The organism is Ochrobactrum quorumnocens (assembly GCF_002278035.1).
In the GTDB taxonomy this organism is placed as follows: domain Bacteria; phylum Pseudomonadota; class Alphaproteobacteria; order Rhizobiales; family Rhizobiaceae; genus Brucella; species Brucella quorumnocens.
Map to the genome: position 1 here is coordinate 2,352,883 of NZ_CP022604.1, position 20,918 is coordinate 2,373,800.

Sequence of the window (20,918 nt, forward strand, 5' to 3'; positions counted from 1 at the left end):
ACCTATATTCTCTTTATGAAAAAGCTGTTTCTCCTGTTTGCCTGTGCCCTCTTTGCAAGCTCGATCCATGTTCGCGCGGAAGAGGCTTCCACGACCTGCACCACACGTGGTGTCAATCTGCTCGACGATCTGGACAAGAAAGACCCAAAACTCTGGGACGAGCTACGCGCAGAAACAGAGACCATTCCCAATCACAAAGGCATTATCTGGAAGATAGAAAAGGACGGACTGGCACCGTCTTATCTTTTCGGCACCATTCATCTCAGCGACCCTCGTGTGATGAAATTACCGGATACTGCTGCAAAGGCTTATGCGTCTGCCGACACCATCGTGATCGAAGCCACCGACGTTCTTGATCAGAAAGCTCTTTTTCGGCTCAAGTTGGAACAGCCGGAGCTGATGCTTTTTACCGATGGTACGACGCTACAATCGCATCTGCCACCCGATCGCCTTGCCGAAATCACCCAAAAGCTTGAGGCGCGCGGTATTGTTCTTGGCGCTGTCGCCAAAATGAAGCCGTGGATCGTCAGCAGCCTGCTGGCACTTCCCAAATGTGAGCGGGAACGAAAGCTGCGCGGCGAAGCGTTTCTCGATGGTCAACTTGCAGGGGACGCCGAAGAAGAAGGACGCCCCGTGGAAGGATTGGAGACAGCAGCCGAACAACTAGGCGCCATGAACAAGCTTCCGCTCGATTTTCATATGCGCAATCTGATTGCCACCGCTGATTTCGGCGACGCAATCGAAGACACCACAGAGACAATGATCGCCCTTTATCTTCAGGGCGAAGCCGGAATGATCATGCCCGCTCTACGCAAAATTGTTCCCGGTGATCTGACCGATGAAGACTATGATCTTTTCCAGAAAGTCATGCTCACCGACCGCAATCACACCATGGCGGAACGTGCAGCCCCACTTCTTGAGAAAGGCGGGATGTTCATTGCTGTTGGTGCGCTACATTTGCCCGGCAAAGAAGGTCTGGTCGAATTGTTACGCAATGAGGGTTATCGCGTCTCGGCAATGTAAGACGGAACAATCGGAACTTCTTTGCGTTAACTCTCCAATGGATACAACCAACTGGAGGAGAGCTAATGGTTGACCCACTCGATCCCCGTAATGATCCGCTGAACAGTCCGCGTCATGCCGACCCGCTCGCCAACCCCGTCGGAAGGCCGCCACAGCCCAGAGGAAGCAACGGCCTTATGCTGGCTGTTATTCTGGTAGCGGCCATTCTGATACTCGGCTATTTCTTTTATCGCGGCGGCAGTAGCACGGATACGGCAGCACCGGCGCCGCCTGCTGCACAGGGCGAAACCACGATGCCGCCCGCAGCACCGCCTGCAACTCCACCAGCCACACCGCCAGCACAAAACTAATCCTAAAAAAGGCCCGCTTTCGCGGGCCTTTTGCATACCGAGCTTAAACAACAATTACATATGGATCGGCTTGGCGAAGGTCGCCAGTGCCGATTCACGAACAGCTTCCGACATGGTTGGATGCGCATGGCAGGTACGTGCGAGATCTTCAGACGAACCACCAAACTCCATCAGAACAGCCAGTTCGTGGATCATTTCACCAGCATTATAACCAAGGATATGAGCACCCAATACGCGATCAGTTGCCTTGTCGGCGAGGATCTTCACGAAACCATCCGTGTGCAGCATGGCGCGTGCGCGACCGTTTGCCGTGAACGGGAACTTGCCGATCTTGTATTCGATGCCTGCGGCTTTCAGCTCTTCTTCGGTCTTGCCGACAGACGCTACTTCTGGCTGCGTGTAAACAACGCTTGGAATAACGTCAAAGTTTACGTGTCCAGCCTGACCGGCAATGATTTCAGCAACCGCGATGCCTTCGTCCTCGGCCTTGTGCGCAAGCATCGGGCCCTGCACAACGTCGCCGATGGCATAGATGCCTTCGACATTGGTGCGCCAGTGACCGTCGATTGCAATGCGACCGCGATCGTCGACATTCACGCCTGCTTCCGCAAGGCCAAGACCATCCGTGTAAGGACGGCGACCCGTGGAAATCAGAACGGCATCAGCGTCAATGGTTTCGGCATCGCCACCCTTGACTGGTTCAAAGGTCACTTTCGCACCCTTACCGGCCTTTTCAACGCCAGTAACCTTTGCGTTCAGCTTGAAAACAATACCCTGCTTTTCGAGAAGACGCTGGAACTGCTTGGATACTTCGCCATCCATCGCGCCAAGCACCTTGTCGAGATATTCGACAACGGTCACTTTCGCTCCCAGACGTGCCCAGACCGAACCAAGTTCGAGACCAATTACGCCGCCGCCAACGACAACTAAATGACCCGGAACCTTGTCGAAAGCGATTGCGCCGGTCGAGGACACAATGATTTTTTCATCAATGTCGACCTTGACGCCAGGAATGCCAGCAACGTCTGAACCGGTTGCGATGATGATGTTCTTAGCTTCGATTTCCTGAACAGTTCCGTCTTCAGCGGTCACGGAAACCTTGCCCTTGGCAACGATCTTGCCGGTGCCGATAAAAGGCGTGATCTTGTTTTTCTTGAACAGGAATTCAACGCCAGTGACGTTCGACTTTACCGTCGCGTCCTTGTGAGCCAGCATTTTTTCGAGGTTGAGCTTCGGCTTACCGATTTCAACGCCCAGCGTGTCGAAGGAATGACCGGCTTCAGCAAACACTTCGGATGCGTGCAGCAGCGCCTTGGAAGGAATGCAGCCAACATTGAGACAAGTGCCGCCAAAGGTCTTGCGCTTTTCCACAACAGCCACGGAAAGGCCGAGCTGTGCGGCCTTGATTGCGGCGACATAACCGCCAGGGCCGGTACCGATGACAACCACATCGTAAGACATTGAACTATCCTTCTTCAGTCTGATCCAGAATGGGTCGTTCTAAGACCCTTAAACTTTCATACGACCGGTAATCCGGTCATTCTTCTTCAGGCGAGCACGATTTGAAACGGAACGTTTCAAATTGCAGCGGCTTTTCAGGCTTCGCTGCACCAAAATCATACCCGTCCAGCGCCGTTGCCAGATCGGGAAACAGGATGGCCTGCGCTGCTGGCTCATCGGCCTTCGGCAGCACATCCGCTTCTGCACCTTCCTTCAGCGCGTAGACAACGCTTTGCCAGAGGCTGCAATCATCGAGGTCCTCCGGATCGGTGCCACCATTCTTGCAGTTATAGGTAATGAGCGCATAGGGGCGTGCAACCCCCTCTTCCGGCCAAATGACGAGGCCGGAGAGTTTGAACTCTGGCTTATCATCGGCAGTGATTGTGAATTCGTTGGTCGGTGCCGGGCTCATCTTGAGCGCATTGGACTGCGCGGCATGAAAAGTCAGCGTGTAGGCGTCACCCTGATCGCGATAAACAGCGCGGTTCTGCGTACAAGCGGCCTGAACGGCGCTTGAAAAAACCGTCACGGCCAGCGCCGATGCAGCCACCACCTTGAAGAGCTTCTTCACATCATGCATCTGTCGGTTCTCCTCGGTTGTCCGGCAGTTCGCGCTACTGCGCTTTCACGATGGCAAGTTTCAGACCAAGAGCAATGAAAACCACGCCGCTTGTTCTGTCGATCCATTTTGAAGCGCGCGAGAAAACGGCACGCATCTTAGGCGTCGTCATGAAAAGGCTGACACCGATAAACCACGAAATCAAAGTCGTGGCCATAACCACACCGTAACCAAGTTTGACTTCGGTTGGCGTATGAACGCTGATAACCGTCGAAAAGATGGAGAGGAAGAAGAAGACCGCCTTCGGATTAAGCGCATTAGCGGCAAAGCCCAGGCTGAAAGCCTTGAGTGCACTTTGCTTGCGGCTCGGCTCCTGCGCGGTCATATCGACATCGATCTTGGTGGCACCTGCGCGCAACGCCTTGATGCCGATATAGATCAGATAGGCGACGCCACACCATTTGACGATGTTGAAGAGATAGATCGACTGAGAAATGATCAGCCCCAGGCCAAGCACCGTATAGGTGACATGCATCATGAAGGCAGCACCAATGCCGAAGCTGGTGATGATCGCTTCGCGACGTCCCTGCATCAACGACTGACGGATCACCATCGCAAGATCAGCACCCGGCGAAACGATAGCAAAGACGAAAATCGCCATCAGAGATGCAAGTTCAAACAGATAGGGATGCATCACTTTTCCTTCGCTCCGCACCCGTCAGATGCGGACAACCGTCAAAAAACCAGATTGAAAAACATGAGCGCAAGCCCGACCAGCGAACCGATCCAGACGAGCGAGCGGATATAGGGAATACCCGCAAGATAAAGCGGAATATAGACAATGCGGCATGCAAACCAGATCCACGCACCGTAAAGCCCCCATCCGTGAGCATCGCCCTTGAACACAAGTGCAAGCGCCAAAGCGATAAATGCGGGATAGGTTTCGCGGAAATTATTGGAGGCACGTTCCGCGCGACCGGCAAGATGGCCGGTGGGTTTCAACCCATTGTCGCGCGGACCCGCATTCCATTGAGAGCCGAGTTCCTTCGTCACTGTCCAGCCCTGCAGGAGGATATGAAACACCAGCAGGACAACACTCCAGCCAATCAGCGGGAGAAAAGGTGACGCGGAAAATAAACCCGGCTCCATCACGTAATTCCTTGTTAAAGCATTTGAACCAAAAACTGCGAAGCCGTTTGGCGTTGGATAATGCGCAAAAACAAATAGTTACAGCGGCTCCAACGATTCAGTCTTAACTGAAACCGTTGTACGCGTCCCCTGAAAGCCGTGCCTTCAGGGGTATCGCATCTTACAGGTCGAGAACGAGACGTTCCGGATCTTCGAGGCTTTCCTTGACGCGGACGAGGAAGGTTACGGCTTCCTTGCCGTCAACGATGCGGTGATCGTAGCTCAGTGCCAGATACATCATCGGACGGATAACGATCTGACCGCCAACAACAACCGGGCGATCCTGGATCTTGTGCATACCGAGAATACCCGACTGCGGCGCATTGAGGATCGGCGAGGACATCAGCGAGCCGTAAACACCACCATTGGTGATGGTGAAGGTGCCGCCCTGCATGTCGCCAACCGAAAGCGAACCGTCGCGTGCTGCCTTGGCAAGACGTCCCAGTTCTTTTTCAACGCCAGCGATCGAAAGCTGATCTGCATCACGGATGACAGGAACAACAAGACCCTTGTCGGTGCCGACAGCCATGCCAACATGCGCAAAGTTCTTGTAGATGATGTCGGTGCCGTCGATCTCGGCGTTAACAGCCGGGATTTCCTTGAGCGCATGGGTTACAGCCTTCGTGAAGAAACCCATGAAGCCAAGCTTCACGCCGTGCTTCTTTTCAAAGATGTCCTTATAACGCGAACGCAGTTCCATCACAGCAGACATGTCGACTTCGTTGTAAGTCGTCAGCATTGCAGCGGTGTTCTGTGCGTCTTTCAGACGACGTGCAATCGTCTGACGCAGGCGGGTCATCTTCACGCGTTCTTCGCGCGATGCGTCGCCAGCTGATGATGCCGGACGGGCAGCAGCAGGTGCTGCGGCGGCAGCCGGAGCGGCCGAAACGCCCTTTGCAATCGCATCAAGAACATCGCCCTTGAGAACCTGACCGCGCTTGCCCGAACCTTCAACCTGATCAGCCGAAAGGCCATTTTCAGAAAGGATCTTGGAGGCAGCAGGGGCTGGCTGCATTGCAGGTCCCGAGGTTGAAGCAGCCGGGGCAGAAGCAGCGGCGGTCGGAGCGGCAGCCGCTGGCTTGGCTTCTTCCTTCTTAGGAGCAGGAGCGGAACCCGCGCCCGAAATCTGGCCGAGCAGTGCGTTGACTTCAACGGTGTCACCTTCCTGCGCCACGATTTCAGCGAGAACGCCAGCAGCCGCTGCCGGAACTTCAATCGTCACCTTGTCGGTTTCCAGTTCCACCAGCGGTTCGTCAGCAGCGATAGCGTCGCCAACCTTCTTGAACCACTTTCCGATGGTTGCCTCAGTAACGGACTCCCCAAGCGTGGGAACGCGAATTTCGGTGGCCATGGTTTCTTCTTCCGTGATCTTCGATCTTTAGATTTTACGTTCAATTCAAGCTGGAAGCGATTTTTCCAAACCGCTCCAAGCCGAAAATTAAATTAGTTTCCAAGCGCATCCTCGAGGAAAGCCTCGAGCTGTGCAAGATGCTTCGACATCAGACCCGTCGCAGGCGAAGCTGCTGCCGGACGACCGGTGTAGCGAACGCGCTGATGCTTGGCGTCGATATGTGCAAGAACCCATTCCAGATACGGATCGATGAACGACCACGCACCCATGTTCTTTGGTTCTTCCTGACACCAGACGATTTCCGCATGACGGAAGCGCGAGAGCTCATTGATGAGCGCCTTAGCCGGGAACGGATAAAGCTGTTCCACACGCAGCAGGTAGACATCATCGATGCCACGCTTTTCGCGCTCTTCATACAGATCGTAATAGACCTTGCCCGAGCACAGAACGACGCGACGGATCTTGGCATCCTTCTGAAGCTTGATCCCATCGCCCTTGTTGTACTGGGCATCATCCCATAGCAGACGGTGGAACGAAGAATCGCCCGACAGTTCGTTGAGGGTCGAAACAGCACGCTTGTGGCGCAGCAGCGATTTCGGCGTCATCATGATGAGCGGCTTACGGAAGTCACGCTTCATCTGACGGCGCAGAATGTGGAAGTAGTTAGCCGGCGTCGTAACGTTGGCGACCTGCATGTTATCTTCCGCACACATCTGCAACCAGCGCTCCAGACGTGCCGAGGAATGCTCAGGACCTTGACCTTCAAAACCATGCGGCAGAAGGCAGACAAGACCGGACATACGAAGCCACTTGCGCTCACCCGACGAGATGAACTGATCGAAAACGACCTGTGCACCGTTGGCGAAATCGCCGAACTGAGCTTCCCAGAGGACCAGAGCACGCGGATCGGACAGCGAATAACCATATTCGTAGCCGAGCACTGCTTCTTCCGAAAGCATCGAGTTGATGGCTTCGTAGATCGCCTGCCCCTTCTGAATGTTGTTCAGGGGCGTATAGCGGTTCTGGGTTTCCTGATCGTAGAGAACCGTGTGACGCTGCGAGAAAGTGCCGCGTTCAACGTCCTGACCCGACAGGCGGATCGGGCTGCCTTCAGCAACCAGCGAACCAAACGCCAGCGATTCAGCGGTTGCCCAATCGATGCCTTCACCGGTTTCGATCATCTTGGCGCGGTTATCAAGGAAGCGCTGGATGGTGCGATGGACGTTGAAATCCTTCGGCACTTCAACAAGCTTCTTACCGATTTCCTTGAGCGTCTTGATCGGTACACCGGTCTTGCCGCGGCGCTGTTCGTCTGCATTGTCTGCTGTGCGCAGGCCAGCCCAGGCACCGTCCAGCCAGTCAGCCTTGTTTGGCTTATAACTCTGACCAGCTTCAAATTCCTGTTCAAGCCGCTCACGCCAGTCCGCCTTCATCTTGTCGATGTCAGCCTGCGTTACAAGACCTTCGCCAAGCAGCTTTTCGCTGTAGAGCTGAACAGTGGTCTTATGAGCGCGGATTTCCTTGTACATCAACGGCTGGGTGAATGAAGGTTCGTCACCTTCATTGTGGCCGAAGCGACGGTAGCAGAACATGTCGATGACCACCGGCTTGTGGAAGGTCATGCGGAATTCCATTGCAACCTTGGCTGCAAAAACCACAGCTTCCGGATCGTCACCATTGACGTGGAAGATCGGCGCTTCAATCATCTTTGCCACATCCGATGGATAAGGCGATGAACGCGAGAAGGCCGGATTGGTGGTGAAACCGATCTGGTTGTTGATGATGAAGTGCAGCGTACCGCCGACGCGGTGACCCTTAAGGCCCGAAAGACCAAGGCACTCAGCTACAACGCCCTGACCAGCGAATGCAGCATCACCGTGCAGCAGCAGCGGCAGAACCTTTGCGCGTTCGCTCAATGGCACCATGTCATCGCGGGTGCGGCCAACAAGCAGGTCCTGCTTGGCGCGCGCCTTACCCATGACAACCGGGTTGACGATTTCAAGATGCGACGGATTTGCGGTCAGCGAAAGGTGAACCTTGTTGCCATCGAACTCACGGTCCGATGAAGCACCAAGGTGATACTTCACGTCGCCCGAACCTTCCACATCGTCCGGTGCGTAAGAACCGCCCTTGAACTCGTGGAAGATAGCGCGATGCGGCTTGCCCATAACCTGGGAAAGCACGTTCAGACGACCACGGTGCGCCATGCCGAGCACGACTTCCTTGAGGCCCATCTGGCCGCCACGCTTGACGATCTGTTCCAGTGCCGGAATCAGAGATTCACCGCCATCAAGACCAAAACGCTTGGTGCCCTTATACTTCACGTCAATGAACTGCTCGAAACCTTCGGCTTCGATCAGCTTCGACAGAATGGCCTTCTTGCCTTCAGCAGTGAAAGCATAGCCTTTGTCTGGACCTTCGATGCGTTCCTGAATCCAAGCCTTTTCAACTGGATCGGAAATATGCATGAACTCGACGCCGATATTGCCGCAATAGGTGCGCTTGAGGATTTCAAGCATCTGCGGAACGGTCGCATATTCGAGACCGAGTACGTTGTCGATGAAGATCTTGCGTGTGTAGTCAGCAGGCGTAAACCCATAGCTCGATGGATCGAGTTCGCTGAAATCATTTGGCTTTTCAGCAAGACCGAGCGGATCGAGATTGGCATGCAGATGGCCGCGCATGCGATAGGCACGGATCATCATGATGGCGCGAACGCTGTCGCGTGCAGCCTGTGCAATCTCTTCGGCTGTCAGGGCAGCAGCTGCCGCACTTTTGGCATCGCCTTTTCCGGCTTTACCCTTCAGCTTGTCGGTAACGTGCTTTTCAACGTCAGCCCAGTTGCCATCAAGCGCGGATACCAGCTCGCCATTCGCAGGAATGGGCCAGTTCGGCTTTGTCCAGGATGCACCCTGCGCATTCTTGCGCACATCATCGGCGTCGTCTTTCAGCTGCGCGAAGAAATCGCGCCACTCAGCATCGACCGAGTTGGGATCATCCTCATACTTGGCGTAAAGCTCCTCGATATAATCGGCATTGCCGCCATAGAGGAACGAGGTAAGGGCGAAAACGTCGTTGGCTTGTTCTTGCCTTGCCATAACCTAATCCGGAGCCTCCGCTCCGTCTCCTTGTAGTAGCTCATCATGCGCGGGCCGGAAGCTCTCTCAACTTCATCCCTCACGCCGCCGGGGAGGAACCACAACAGACCCCGGCATAACTCGATAACAAAACTCAATTCCTGCAGAAGAATGATGGTCCTGCAGAAGAATGATGGCCAAAGCCTGACATTCTCTTAAATCGGCCCTTAAACCGGCCGTCTCCGGTATCTGTATTAAACCCGGCAGCAGCTTTCGCCACTGCCGGGGCATTTCAATCAGCAATGCGATCTCAGCCCTTGAGGACTTCGACCAGCGTCTTGCCAAGCTGTGCTGGCGAAGGAGACACGCGAATGCCAGCCGATTCCATGGCTGCAATCTTGTCTTCTGCGCCGCCCTTGCCGCCCGAGATCACGGCGCCAGCATGGCCCATGGTGCGTCCGGCAGGAGCTGTACGGCCAGCGATGAAACCAACCATTGGCTTCTTGCGACCGCGCTTTGCTTCGTCCTTCAGGAACTGCGCTGCTTCTTCTTCAGCGGAGCCACCGATTTCACCGATCATGACGATCGACTTGGTTTCATCATCGGCGAGGAACATTTCCAACACGTCGATGAACTCAGTGCCCTTGACCGGATCGCCGCCGATACCGACAGCGGTTGTCTGGCCAAGACCTTCGTTCGAGGTCTGGAACACTGCCTCATAGGTAAGTGTGCCGGAGCGGGAAACAACACCCACCGAACCCTTCTTGAAGATATTGCCCGGCATGATGCCGATCTTGCATTCTTCAGGAGTCAGGATGCCTGGGCAGTTTGGTCCGAGCAGGCGCGACTTCGAGCGTTCCAGACGCTCCTTGACGCGAACCATGTCCATGACCGGAATGCCTTCGGTGATGCAGACGATGAAGCTGACTTCAGCTTCAATCGCTTCGATGATTGCAGCCGCAGCACCTGCTGGCGGAACGTAGATCACCGATGCGTCTGCACCTGTGCGTTCCTTGGCTTCTGCAACAGTTGCGAAAATCGGAAGCTTTTCGCCCTTGGAACCTTCCCAGGTCTCGCCACCCTTCTTAGGGTTGATACCGCCGACCATCTGCGTGCCATAATAAGCAAGCGCCTGTTCGGTGTGGAAAGTGCCGGTCTTGCCGGTCAGGCCCTGTACGAGAACCTTGGTGTCCTTGTTAACGAGAATGGACATGCCTTAGTTTCCCTTCACTGCAGCGACGATTTTCTGCGCAGCATCGTCGAGATCGTCAGCCGAAATAACATTCAGGCCGCTCTCGTTGATGATCTTCTTGCCAAGCTCAACATTGGTGCCTTCAAGACGGACAACCAATGGAACCTTGAGGCCGACTTCCTTGACCGCAGCGATAACGCCTTCAGCGATCACGTCGCACTTCATGATGCCACCGAAGATGTTGACCAAAATGCCCTGGACAGCCGGATCAGCGGTGATGATCTTGAACGCCGACGTTACCTTCTCCTTGGTAGCGCCGCCACCAACGTCGAGGAAGTTAGCTGGCTCTGCACCGTAGAGCTTGATGATATCCATGGTCGCCATGGCAAGGCCTGCGCCATTGACCATGCAGCCGATGTTGCCATCAAGAGCGACGTAAGCGAGATCGTGCTTGGAAGCTTCGATTTCCTTTTCGTCTTCTTCCGACAGATCGCGCAGTTCCTGAATGTCAGGATGACGGAACAGTGCATTGCCGTCGAACGATACCTTGGCATCGAGAACGCGCACGCGACCATTGGTCATGACGATCAGCGGGTTGATTTCCAGAAGGCTCATGTCCTTCTCGGTGAAGGCTTTATAGAGGATCGGGAACAGCTTGAGGCCGTCTTCACGGGCTTCACCTTCAAGCTTCAGCGCATCGGCGAGCTTGTTGGCGTCTGCATCGGTCACGCCCTTGGCAGGATCGATTGCGACCGTGATGATCTTCTCAGGGGTTTCTTCAGCAACAGCTTCGATATCCATGCCGCCTTCAGTCGAAACGACGAAAGCCGGACGGCCGACGGTGCGGTCGATCAGGATCGAGAGATAGAGCTCGCGCTCGATGTCTGCACCATCTTCGATGTAAAGACGGTTGACCTGCTTGCCAGCGTCGCCGGTCTGCTTGGTAACGAGTGTGTTGCCGAGCATTTCCTTTGCGTGGGAAACCACTTCTTCGATCGACTTTGCAAGGCGCACGCCGCCCTTGGCATCAGGACCGAGTTCCTTGAACTTGCCCTTGCCGCGGCCACCAGCGTGGATCTGGCTCTTGACGACATAAAGCGGTCCTGGAAGCGTCTTTGCCCATTCTTCCGCCTGTTCGACGGAATAGACAGCCACACCATTGGCGATCGGGGCGCCGAAGGTGTGAAGCAGGCGCTTGGCCTGGTATTCATGAATATTCATCTGGTTGTCCTCTACGGATTCCCGGCCCTTTCAACTGAGCCGGTACGGCCCGAATCTTCGACCGATAATTGACAGCCGGAAAAGGCCGGGACTGCGTATCTCGCAGCGATCCGGCCTTGTCTGGAACTTATTTCAGTGACGGAGCAATGCCGATGCAGGCCTCGCAAAGACCGGCAACAGATGCGACCGACTTTTCGAACTCGGCCTTTTCGTCCTTATCGAGATCGATCTCGATAATACGTTCAACGCCATTGGCACCGATCACGGTTGGAACGCCGACATACATGTCCTTGACGCCATACTGACCGGAAAGTTGTGCTGCGACAGGCAGAACGCGCTTCTTGTCCTTGAGGTAGGATTCAGCCATCTGAATGGCGGACGCTGCCGGTGCGTAGAAAGCGGAACCGGTCTTGAGCAGGCCGACAATTTCTGCGCCGCCATCGCGGGTGCGCTGAATGATCTTGTCGAGCTTTTCCTGGCTGGTCCAGCCCATCTTGACGAGGTCTGGCAGCGGGATACCGGCAACAGTCGAGTAACGAGCGAGCGGAACCATGCTGTCGCCGTGGCCACCAAGCACGAATGCAGTGACGTCTTCGACCGACACGTTGAATTCTTCTGACAGGAAGTAGCGGAAACGGGCGCTGTCCAAAACGCCAGCCATGCCGACAACCTTGTGTGCTGGCAGACCGGAGAACTTCTGCAAAGCCCAGACCATCGCATCGAGCGGGTTGGTGATGCAGATGACGAAAGCTTCAGGAGCATATTTCTTGATGCCTGCGCCGACCTGTTCCATGACCTTCAGGTTGATACCCAGAAGATCATCGCGGCTCATGCCCGGCTTACGCGGCACGCCTGCGGTAACGATGACAACGTCTGCGCCTTCGATTGCGGCATAGTCGTTTGCACCGGTGAACTTCGCATCAAAACCGTCAACCGGTGAAGATTCTGCAATATCCAGTCCCTTACCCTGCGGAGTGCCTTCCGCAATGTCGAAAAGGACGACGTCGCCGAGTTCCTTCAGACCAGCAAGATGAGCGAGCGTGCCGCCGATCATGCCGGAGCCGATGAGGGCAATCTTGTTGCGTGCCATGATTGTTTCTTTCCTCAAGTTTGATCCAGAAACGCATGAAGCTATCCGGTTTCCTCCCGGAAAACGCGTCTGCGCTGCGAGGGTTCGATAGGACTCTTTGCAAAAAAACTCAACTCATTATTTTGCGACTAATGTTTTCAATCGTTTAGAATTATATGTTCTTACGTAAACGTAAGATATTTTGGCAAATTCAAGGCAATTCGCTGCCGTCGTCCGGCTGTTTCGCATTGCTCATAATGCGTCAGCCGGGCCGCAGATTAGTTTTACAGGCAAGGACACACGATTAGGAAACAACCGCATTCAACCCAAGCTCCTGCCAGAGCAACATAGCCCGTAGTTCCTATAAGTCGAGTCTGTGGCAGTTCAATGATACGCGAAGGAAAGTGTATAAGCCCTGTCTCAGCTTTCTGCTTTCTCGGAAAATGCATCGAGATATTCAGCGCTCTGCATTTCAAACAGGCGCGAAGCTGTGCGGTCAAATTCGAAGGCTTCCACGCCTTGTCTTGCTTCATAAAGCTTTTCAGGCTGCGCTTCGGCAGAGATGAATAACCGCGCATGATGATCATAAAGCACGTCGATCAGCAGAATAAAGCGTTTGGCCTCATTGCGGCGTGAATAATCGAGTATCGGCACATCATCGATAAACAACGTCTGATATCGTGTGACGATAGCAATATAATCGGATGCAGCAAGCGGCTGCGCGCAAAGCTCATTGAAAGTGAACCGTGCCGCTCCTGCCACTGCATGGCGCACGGGAATGTCGCGCCCTTTGATGTGGATCACATCCGGCTTTTCTTCCGCACCATTTTTATGGGCAGTCCATGCGGCATCCATGCGTTTGGTCGTCTCCGAACCGAGCGGCGTCAGATAAACCGGCTGGCGATCAAGTTTTTCCAGACGGTAATCGGTGCGCGAATCGAGATTGATCACATCGACATGCTGCTTGAGGATATTGACGAATGGCAGGAAGAGCTGGCGGTTTAACCCGTCGCGGTAGAGATTGTCGGGCGCAACATTGGATGTTGCGATCAGTACCACGCCGCGAGCGAACAAGGCGCTGAACAGACGCGACAGGATCATCGCATCGGCAATATCAGTCACGGTAAACTCATCAAAGCAAAGCACCCATGCCTGCTCGGCCAGCGCTTCTGCGACTGGCGGGATCGGGTCTTCCTGCTTGGTTTCACCCCGTTTCAAGGCTTGACGGTGGGCGTTGATGCGCTCATGCGCATCAGCCATGAAATCATTGAAATGCGCACGGCGTTTGCGTTCAACTGGCAGAAGCTGAAAGAACATGTCCATCAGCATGGTCTTGCCGCGCCCGACTTCGCCGTGCACGTAAAGTCCCTTGACGATTGCGACTTCCTTGCGCTTGCCGAACAGCCAGCCAAGGGCGCTTGATTTGCGCGACAGACGCTTGGTGCAAACTTCTTCGATCAGGCGATCATAGCGTTTGGTGAGCTCAAGCTGCGCTGGATCGACTTCAACTTCGCCTGCTCTCACCAGCGCATCATAATGCTCGCTGACCGAAGGAAACGCTTTCAGATTACCGTCGAAAGACATGATTGCTTCCGTTCACCGCTTAGAGCATGCCTCCCAAAAGCGGGAACCGGTTTGGGGACAAAGACATGCTTGAAAACAAACCACTAGAGCATTTCTTCCAATTCCGTCAAAAATGGAAACGCTCTAATTGCAAAAACGGCGGAGCGTCTTGCGACTGCTCCGCCTGTTTTAAACGTTAATGACTTATCAGCGCGACAGCGAAACTGCCTGACCGCCTGTGGTCTGACCATCGAAACGGCCCTGACCCGAGGAATAGAGCGTCGCGACTGTTCCGCCATTCGCATCATAGAGCGAAAGCTGCTTGCCGCTGACCGACCACGAAGCAAGGCTTCCAAGTTCGCCGGGGCAGCGCAGCGGACCCGCGCGGAAACCCTGACCATACTTGGTCTGCGGCGTTGCGATCTTACAGTTCTGACCGGCAAGCGATGCATTCCAAACACCTGCGACCGTACCCGGTGTCAGATCAGGTGCTGATTCGGGTGGAAGGCTTGCAACCTGCGTATTCCCGTCCTGTGGAGCAGTGCTGGTCGTCGGCGCGGTTGGGAAGGAATTTGGAGCGTTGAGATTACCAGACTGTACGGAACTGACGGGAGCAGATCTCAGTGGTGCTGGCGGCGGCGGCGATGCATTGTTGTCAAAGCCTCCAACTCGGGAGCTTTGGCAACCGGCCAAAATGACGCCCGCTGCAGCAATGCTGAGCAAACTTGCTTTTGAAATTCCCATCTGGTTCTCCAATTCCTTCGTGTACTTGGGGCGTGATCTGGGGCCTGACTAATTGGGGGAGTGCCCCTCGCACCATCGAGCATGAAGACTCGACCTAAAAACAATATTGCACCGATAAAATGGCGATATGGTTAAAAAATCAACTGTGCAATGGCGCAAATGTGGGTGAGATGGCATCAAGAACGCTTGAAATAGCTTAGAAATTTTCAGAATGGCGCAGGAAGGACACAGTTTCTGAGTAATCTGCGATCCATAAAGATGATGAACCGATACCGGTGCGGCCAAACGCGCGCCGGTACTGGCAATTTGTGGGCTTTTCCGCCATATAGAGCCTTTCCAACATGAACGGCCAGATGAACGGGACCCGGAACCAGCAATGAGCAAGGCAGTCTTCTCCAAAATGAACGGACTGGGCAACAAGATCATTGTTGCCGATATGCGCGGACGTAGCGATCGTATCGCTCCGACTGCTGCCATCCGTTTGGCCGGAGATGAGGCAACCTCATTTGATCAGATCATGGCCATCCATGACCCCAAGACGCCTGGCACCGATCATTATATCGAGATCATCAATTGCGATGGCACACAGGCGCAGGCTTGCGGCAATGGCACTCGCTGCGTGGTGCAATGGCTTTCTAACGAAAGCGGAAAACAGGATTACATTTTCCAGACACTGGCTGGCATCCTGACCGCCAATGAGCACGAAGACGGGCTGATTACGGTCGATATGGGCAAGCCGCATTTCGGCTGGAAGGAAATCCCCCTCGCCCATGAAGTTGCCGACACGCGGGCCATCAACCTTTCTGCAGGCCCTGTGGACGCACCCGTCCTGCAATCACCTTCGATTGCCTCCATGGGCAATCCGCATGCAATTTTCTGGGTCGAAAACGACGTCTGGTCCTATGCGCTCGATCAACATGGACCGGGGTTGGAGCACGATCCGATCTTTCCGGAACGCGCCAATATTTCCATCGCTCAAGTGACATCACGTGAAAGCATCAATCTGCGCACATGGGAACGCGGTGCGGGTCTCACCCTTGCCTGCGGTTCAGCCGCTTGTGCTGCCGCCGTTTCAGGCGCACGAACCGGACGCACAGAGCGCAGCGTCACAGTGAACGTCCCCGGCGGTCCGCTTAAAATCGAATGGCGCGAGGATGATCACGTCATGATGACCGGCCCTGCCGAATGGGAGTTCGACGGCACATTTGATCCTGCAACCGGCGAATGGGAGTACGCCCCCAATCAAGACCGGGGAGCTGCCTGATGAGCGTGGAAGTCGTAACCTTTGGATGTCGTCTCAACACCTATGAATCCGAGGTGATGAAGCGAGAAGCAGATGCCGCTGGTCTGGGCGAGCTGAAAGACGGCGCGATCATTTTCAACACCTGCGCGGTGACATCGGAAGCCGTGCGTCAGGCGCGCCAGGCAATCCGCAAGGCGCGTCGAGACAACCCGGAAGCGCGCATTATTGTCACCGGTTGTGCTGCGCAGACTGAATCGGCCAAATTCGAAGCGATGGATGAAGTCGACCTCATTCTGGGCAACGAGGAAAAGCTCAAGTCCAATTCCTACCGCATGCTGCCTGATTTCGGCGTGAACCAGTTCGAGAAGGTTCGCGTCAATGACATCATGGAAGTGCGCGAAACTGCAAGCCACATGGTTGATGCCATCGAAGGCCGTGCGCGCGCTTTCGTGCAGGTACAGAACGGCTGCGATCACCGCTGCACCTTCTGCATTATTCCTTATGGTCGTGGCAATTCGCGTTCCGTGCCGATGGGCGGTGTCATCGATCAGGTCAAACGCCTCGTCGATAACGGTTATGCCGAAGTGGTTTTGACCGGTGTGGACATGACCTCTTACGGTCCTGATCTGCCGGGAAGCCTTCGTCTCGGCAAACTGGTGAAGACGGTTCTGACGCAGGTGCCAGGTTTGCAGCGTCTGCGTCTTTCATCCATTGATTCCATCGAAGCTGATGATGATCTTATGGACGCCATCGCCAATGAAAAACGCCTGATGCCGCATCTGCATCTGTCGCTTCAGGCAGGCGACGACATGATCCTCAAGCGCATGAAGCGCCGCCATTTGCGTGATGACTCCATTCGCTTCTGTGAGGATGTACGCGCGTTGCGTCCCGATATCGTGTTCGGTGCCGACATTATCGCCGGTTTTCCGACAGAGACTGAAGAAATGTTCGCAAACTCGATGAAGATCGTCGAGGAATGCGGGCTCACGCATCTGCACGTCTTTCCCTATAGCGCCCGCGAAGGCACACCAGCCGCGCGCATGCCACAGGTTCGGCGTGAAATCGTCAAGGAACGTGCAGCACGGCTGCGTGCCGTTGGCGACCGCGCCTATGAAAAGCATCTCACTTCTCTCAACGGCACTCACCAGCGCCTGCTGATCGAGAAGGAAGGCATTGCGCGAACGGAAGGCTTTACGCTCGCCGTGATCGATCAGGGCAAGCCCGGCGAAATCATCGATAGAATTGTGACGGGTCATGACGGAGAAAAACTTCTTACCCGTCAGGCAGAGCCGCAAGCGGCTTAAAGCTAAACAGGGCATCAAAATTTATGGCAATGGGCTTCATCAAGAAAATGTTCTCCTTCGGCAAGAAGGAGGTCGAAGAAAAGCCGGTCGAACAATCGGCCCCCGATACTGCTGAAGCTACTGTTGAAACTGCAGTGGAAGCACAGCTTCCTGAAGCCGTCGAAGCACCCAAAGAAACGGAAATCACTGTCGCTGAAGTGGTGGTCTCCGAACCGGATACGCCTTTGGTCGTAGCCGAGCCCGAGCCGGCTGAAGAACCTGCGGCTCAAACGGTGGAAGAAGAAAAGGCTGAGCCGGAACATCCGGTTGCCGAGATCGAAATTCCTATCGAACAGCCGCCTGTCATGGAGCCTCCAGTGATGGAGTTTGGGGCAATCGAACCCGTCGTCGTTGAAGTGCCAGCGATCGAGCCGGTTGTTGAACCTGAGCCAGAACCTGTCGTTGAGCTGAAACAGCCCGAAATCGCAGACGTTCCGGAATTTATCGAGACGCCGATTGTCGAGGAAGTGGTCGAACCTGCACCTCAACCTGAGCCGGTGAAACCTAAAAAGGTCAAGGTTGCAAAGGCTGTTGAAGAACATCAGGACGAAACGCCGGTCGAAGCTGCTCCAGAGCCAAAGCTGTCGTGGTTTGAGCGTCTGCGTCGCGGATTGTTGCGTTCATCGAATTCGCTGAGCGATTCCATCGGTAGCATTTTCACCAAGCGCAAACTTGATGAAGACACGTTGCAGGACCTAGAAGACGTTCTCATTCAGGCCGATCTCGGACTTGAAACAGCAATGCGCGTGACGGACGCCCTTTCATCGGGTCGTTACGGCAAGGATGTGACCGGCGAAGAAGTCCGCAACATCATGGGTGCGGAAATCGAGAAGGTGCTGGGCCCTGTTGCCAAACCGCTGGAACTTGATCTTTCGCACAAGCCGCATGTCATTCTGGTTGTCGGCGTTAACGGCACCGGCAAGACCACGACCATTGGCAAGCTGGCGGCAAAACTTACCGCAGGTGGCCTCAAGGTCATGCTGGCAGCAGGCGACACATTCCGCGCCGCTGCAATTGAACAGCTCCACATCTGGGGTGAACGCACCGGCTCGCCGGTTGTCTCAAGCAAACTCGGTGCCGATGCGGCGGGTCTCGCCTATGATGCCTGGAAACAGGCAAAAGATGCGGGCAGCGACGTGCTCATCATCGACACTGCTGGCCGCTTGCAGAACAAGGCCGAGCTGATGGAAGAACTTGCCAAGATCGTCCGCGTTTTAGGCAAGCACGATCCAGAGGCACCGCACACTGTTTTGCAGACGCTTGATGCCACTACTGGGCAAAACGCGCTCAATCAGGTCGAGATTTTCAAGAACATCGCTGGCGTCAATGGTCTCGTCATGACCAAACTCGACGGCACGGCACGTGGCGGCATTCTGGTGGCAATCTCAGCCAAACATAAGCTACCGATCTACTTCATCGGTGTCGGCGAAGGTGTCGACGATCTTGAACCATTTGCGGCCAAGGATTTTGCCCGCGCCATCGCAGGAGTTGCCTGATGCAGCATCCCGTTTTCGAACGCGACCCGTCGGAAAAGACAGAAGCCGAACGCAAGGAAGTTCCGCCGCTGCTCAAGCTTGCATTGGAACTTGGACCTCTTCTGGTGTTCTTTTTCGCCAATGCACGCGGCGAAAGCCTGATTGAGCGCTTTCCCTTGCTCGGTCAGATCGGTGAACCGATCTTTCTCGCAACCGCACTTTTCATGGTGGCAACTGTCATAGCACTTGCTGTGTCATGGTCGATGACGCGCACATTGCCGATGATGCCGCTCATTTCAGGCATCGTGGTTCTGGTGTTTGGTGCGCTGACACTCTGGCTGCACAACGATACCTTCATCAAGATGAAGCCGACCATCGTCAACACGCTGTTTGGCGCGATCCTCCTGGGTGGGCTTTTGTTTGGCAAATCCCTGCTCGGTTATGTGTTTGATTCTGCTTTCAAGCTGGACGCCGAGGGCTGGCGCAAACTCACCTTCCGCTGGGGGCTGTTCTTTGTTTTCCTCGCGATTGTGAATGAGCTTGTCTGGCGGAATTTTTCAACCGATGCCTGGGTTTCCTTCAAGGTCTGGGGCATCATGCCGATCACCATTGTCTTCACGCTTTCACAAATGCCGCTTATCCAGAAGCACACTTTGCCTGAGGCGAATAAGCAAGGTTAGGGCGCAAGCCGAATAACAAATGCATGAAAATGGAGGACGCCATGCCCCAGATCGACAAAAGGCTCGATATCGAGCAATTCATCTGCCGTAGCGATAATTATGGCGTTCTCATTCATGATCCTGAAAGCGCCCTGACGGCGGCGATCGATGCGCCCGACGCAAATGCCATCGAAGCGGCGCTTAAGCGCCGTGGCTGGGCGCTGGACTTCATCTTCACGACCCACCACCACCTCGACCATGTCGAAGGCAATGAGCAGCTGAAAGCCAAATTCGGCGTCAGCATCATTGGTCCGAAGGCCGAGGAAAGCAAAATCCCCGGCATTGATCGCACCGTTGCGGATGGGGATGAATTTACCTTCGGTCTGTTCAAGGTTCAGGTTATTTCGACACCCGGACATACGTCCGGTGAGATTTCATTCTATCTGCCGGAAGCGAAAGTAGTGTTCACTGGCGACACGCTTTTTGCGCTGGGCTGCGGACGGTTGTTTGAAGGGACGCCTGCAACCATGTTCCGGTCGTTGCAAAAGCTCGTCGCTCTGCCCGGTGACACGGCGGTTTATTGCGGCCATGAATATACCGAAAGCAATGCCCGCTTTGCATTGACTATCGACCCGGATAATTCAGCGCTCAAAGAGCGGGCACAGGGTATTGCGCGGTTGCGTGCGGCAGATAAGATGACCCTGCCTTCCAGCATAGCGCTCGAAATGGCAACAAATCCATTCCTGCGCTGGCACGACGGCTATATCCGCTCACGTCTTGGTATGCAGGAAGCTACCGATGAAGCGGTTTTTGCAGAAATCCGTAAGCGTAAAGATCTATTTTAGGATGTTATCATGAAGAACTTTTCCCACTTTAAAAGCCTCCATGCTGCAGCCCTCTTCGGCTTATCGCTTATGATCCTGCCGCAGTCTGTGAAAGTGGCCGTTGCGGAAGATATACTGGCAATCGCAACACCGCCGCAAACGCCTGCTGACATCAACAATTTCAAGCTGACCGAAGACCTTCTCGCGCGGATGGAAAAGATCCATAACAAGCTTGAAGACATGCAGCTCTCACCTACTGCCGAAGAAGGGCAAGATGCGCAGCCTTCCATGGATTCCATGGTGAAGAGCATTGAATCGCGCCCGCAAGTTGTTGCTGTGATGAAGGCTGAGAATATCGAGCCGCGCGATTATCTTCTTGGCTATTTCGCCATGATGAGCGCACTTGCGGCGGCTGATGCTGAGGAAGAAGATCAGCTTGTCGATGAAGTGAAGCAGATCAATCCCGAGCACGTGGCCTTCGGCAAACAATATGGCGAGCGCATTCGCGAATTGATCGGCGAGTAATGCATCAAGAAA

At 54.6% G+C, this 20,918-nt stretch carries 19 protein-coding genes; 8 read left to right on the top strand and 11 right to left on the bottom strand.

Annotated features, from left to right (window positions below; translation table 11 throughout):
- The first annotated feature begins 15 nt into the window (after positions 1–15).
- Positions 16–1,023, top strand: coding sequence for a TraB/GumN family protein (locus CES85_RS20960; protein WP_095448006.1), 1,008 nt, complete (start codon positions 16–18; stop codon positions 1,021–1,023).
- 65 nt (positions 1,024–1,088) lie between these two features.
- Positions 1,089–1,373: a hypothetical protein gene (locus tag CES85_RS20965; protein WP_095447619.1), complete on the top strand. Its 285-nt coding sequence runs from the start codon at positions 1,089–1,091 to the stop codon at positions 1,371–1,373.
- Positions 1,374–1,427: 54 nt separating this feature from the next.
- On the opposite strand, the gene lpdA is transcribed toward CES85_RS20965, so the two are convergent.
- The 11 genes from lpdA to CES85_RS21020 form a co-directional block, all read right to left on the bottom strand.
- Positions 1,428–2,834, bottom strand: coding sequence for a dihydrolipoyl dehydrogenase (gene lpdA / locus CES85_RS20970; RefSeq protein WP_095447620.1), 1,407 nt, complete (start codon positions 2,832–2,834; stop codon positions 1,428–1,430).
- 76 nt (positions 2,835–2,910) lie between these two features.
- The gene (locus CES85_RS20975) at positions 2,911–3,453 is read right to left on the bottom strand and encodes a hypothetical protein (protein WP_095447621.1); all 543 of its coding nucleotides are present in this window, start codon (positions 3,451–3,453) and stop codon (positions 2,911–2,913) included.
- Positions 3,454–3,487: 34 nt separating this feature from the next.
- A complete protein-coding gene (locus CES85_RS20980; RefSeq protein WP_095447622.1) occupies positions 3,488–4,126 on the bottom strand; it encodes a LysE family translocator in 639 nt (212 codons plus the stop codon).
- Positions 4,127–4,167: 41 nt separating this feature from the next.
- On the bottom strand, positions 4,168–4,581 hold the full coding sequence (locus tag CES85_RS20985; protein WP_095447623.1) for an MAPEG family protein: 414 nt from the start codon (positions 4,579–4,581) through the stop codon (positions 4,168–4,170).
- A gap of 160 nt (positions 4,582–4,741) precedes the next feature.
- On the bottom strand, positions 4,742–5,971 hold the full coding sequence (gene odhB / locus CES85_RS20990) for a 2-oxoglutarate dehydrogenase complex dihydrolipoyllysine-residue succinyltransferase (RefSeq protein WP_095447624.1): 1,230 nt from the start codon (positions 5,969–5,971) through the stop codon (positions 4,742–4,744).
- Positions 5,972–6,063: 92 nt separating this feature from the next.
- The gene (locus CES85_RS20995; RefSeq protein ID WP_095447625.1) at positions 6,064–9,069 is read right to left on the bottom strand and encodes a 2-oxoglutarate dehydrogenase E1 component; all 3,006 of its coding nucleotides are present in this window, start codon (positions 9,067–9,069) and stop codon (positions 6,064–6,066) included.
- A 289-nt stretch (positions 9,070–9,358) separates the two neighbouring features.
- Entirely contained in the window at positions 9,359–10,261 is a 903-nt protein-coding gene (sucD, locus tag CES85_RS21000; protein WP_095447626.1) for a succinate--CoA ligase subunit alpha, read from the bottom strand.
- Positions 10,262–10,264: 3 nt separating this feature from the next.
- Positions 10,265–11,461 carry an ADP-forming succinate--CoA ligase subunit beta gene (gene sucC, locus CES85_RS21005; RefSeq protein ID WP_095447627.1) on the bottom strand — a complete coding sequence of 399 codons (1,197 nt, stop codon included), beginning with the start codon at positions 11,459–11,461 and terminating at the stop codon, positions 10,265–10,267.
- A gap of 127 nt (positions 11,462–11,588) precedes the next feature.
- On the bottom strand, positions 11,589–12,551 hold the full coding sequence (gene mdh / locus CES85_RS21010; protein WP_095447628.1) for a malate dehydrogenase: 963 nt from the start codon (positions 12,549–12,551) through the stop codon (positions 11,589–11,591).
- Between the two features lie 399 nt (positions 12,552–12,950).
- Complete coding sequence (zapE, locus tag CES85_RS21015) at positions 12,951–14,114, bottom strand: cell division protein ZapE (protein WP_095447629.1); 1,164 nt, start codon at positions 14,112–14,114, stop codon at positions 12,951–12,953.
- A 186-nt stretch (positions 14,115–14,300) separates the two neighbouring features.
- A complete protein-coding gene (locus CES85_RS21020; protein WP_095447630.1) occupies positions 14,301–14,837 on the bottom strand; it encodes a protease inhibitor Inh/omp19 family protein in 537 nt (178 codons plus the stop codon).
- A gap of 376 nt (positions 14,838–15,213) precedes the next feature.
- Between CES85_RS21020 and dapF the strand changes: the two genes are divergently transcribed.
- The 6 genes from dapF to CES85_RS21050 are packed head-to-tail and all read left to right on the top strand — an operon-like array spanning position 15,214 to position 20,906.
- Complete coding sequence (dapF, locus tag CES85_RS21025) at positions 15,214–16,101, top strand: diaminopimelate epimerase (RefSeq protein WP_095447631.1); 888 nt, start codon at positions 15,214–15,216, stop codon at positions 16,099–16,101.
- Positions 16,101–17,384 (top strand): tRNA (N(6)-L-threonylcarbamoyladenosine(37)-C(2))-methylthiotransferase MtaB, encoded by a 1,284-nt coding sequence (gene mtaB, locus CES85_RS21030; protein WP_095447632.1) that lies wholly within the window; start codon positions 16,101–16,103, stop codon positions 17,382–17,384. Before dapF ends, mtaB begins: the two co-directional genes overlap by 1 nt.
- A gap of 23 nt (positions 17,385–17,407) precedes the next feature.
- Positions 17,408–18,919: a signal recognition particle-docking protein FtsY gene (gene ftsY / locus CES85_RS21035; RefSeq protein WP_095447633.1), complete on the top strand. Its 1,512-nt coding sequence runs from the start codon at positions 17,408–17,410 to the stop codon at positions 18,917–18,919.
- Complete coding sequence (locus tag CES85_RS21040; RefSeq protein WP_095447634.1) at positions 18,919–19,578, top strand: septation protein A; 660 nt, start codon at positions 18,919–18,921, stop codon at positions 19,576–19,578. The genes ftsY and CES85_RS21040 overlap by 1 nt, the downstream gene beginning before the upstream one ends.
- A 41-nt stretch (positions 19,579–19,619) precedes the next feature.
- The gene (gene gloB, locus CES85_RS21045) at positions 19,620–20,402 is read left to right on the top strand and encodes a hydroxyacylglutathione hydrolase (protein WP_095447635.1); all 783 of its coding nucleotides are present in this window, start codon (positions 19,620–19,622) and stop codon (positions 20,400–20,402) included.
- Positions 20,403–20,411: 9 nt separating this feature from the next.
- The gene (locus tag CES85_RS21050; protein ID WP_095447636.1) at positions 20,412–20,906 is read left to right on the top strand and encodes a hypothetical protein; all 495 of its coding nucleotides are present in this window, start codon (positions 20,412–20,414) and stop codon (positions 20,904–20,906) included.
- The last annotated feature ends 12 nt before the right edge of the window (positions 20,907–20,918 follow it).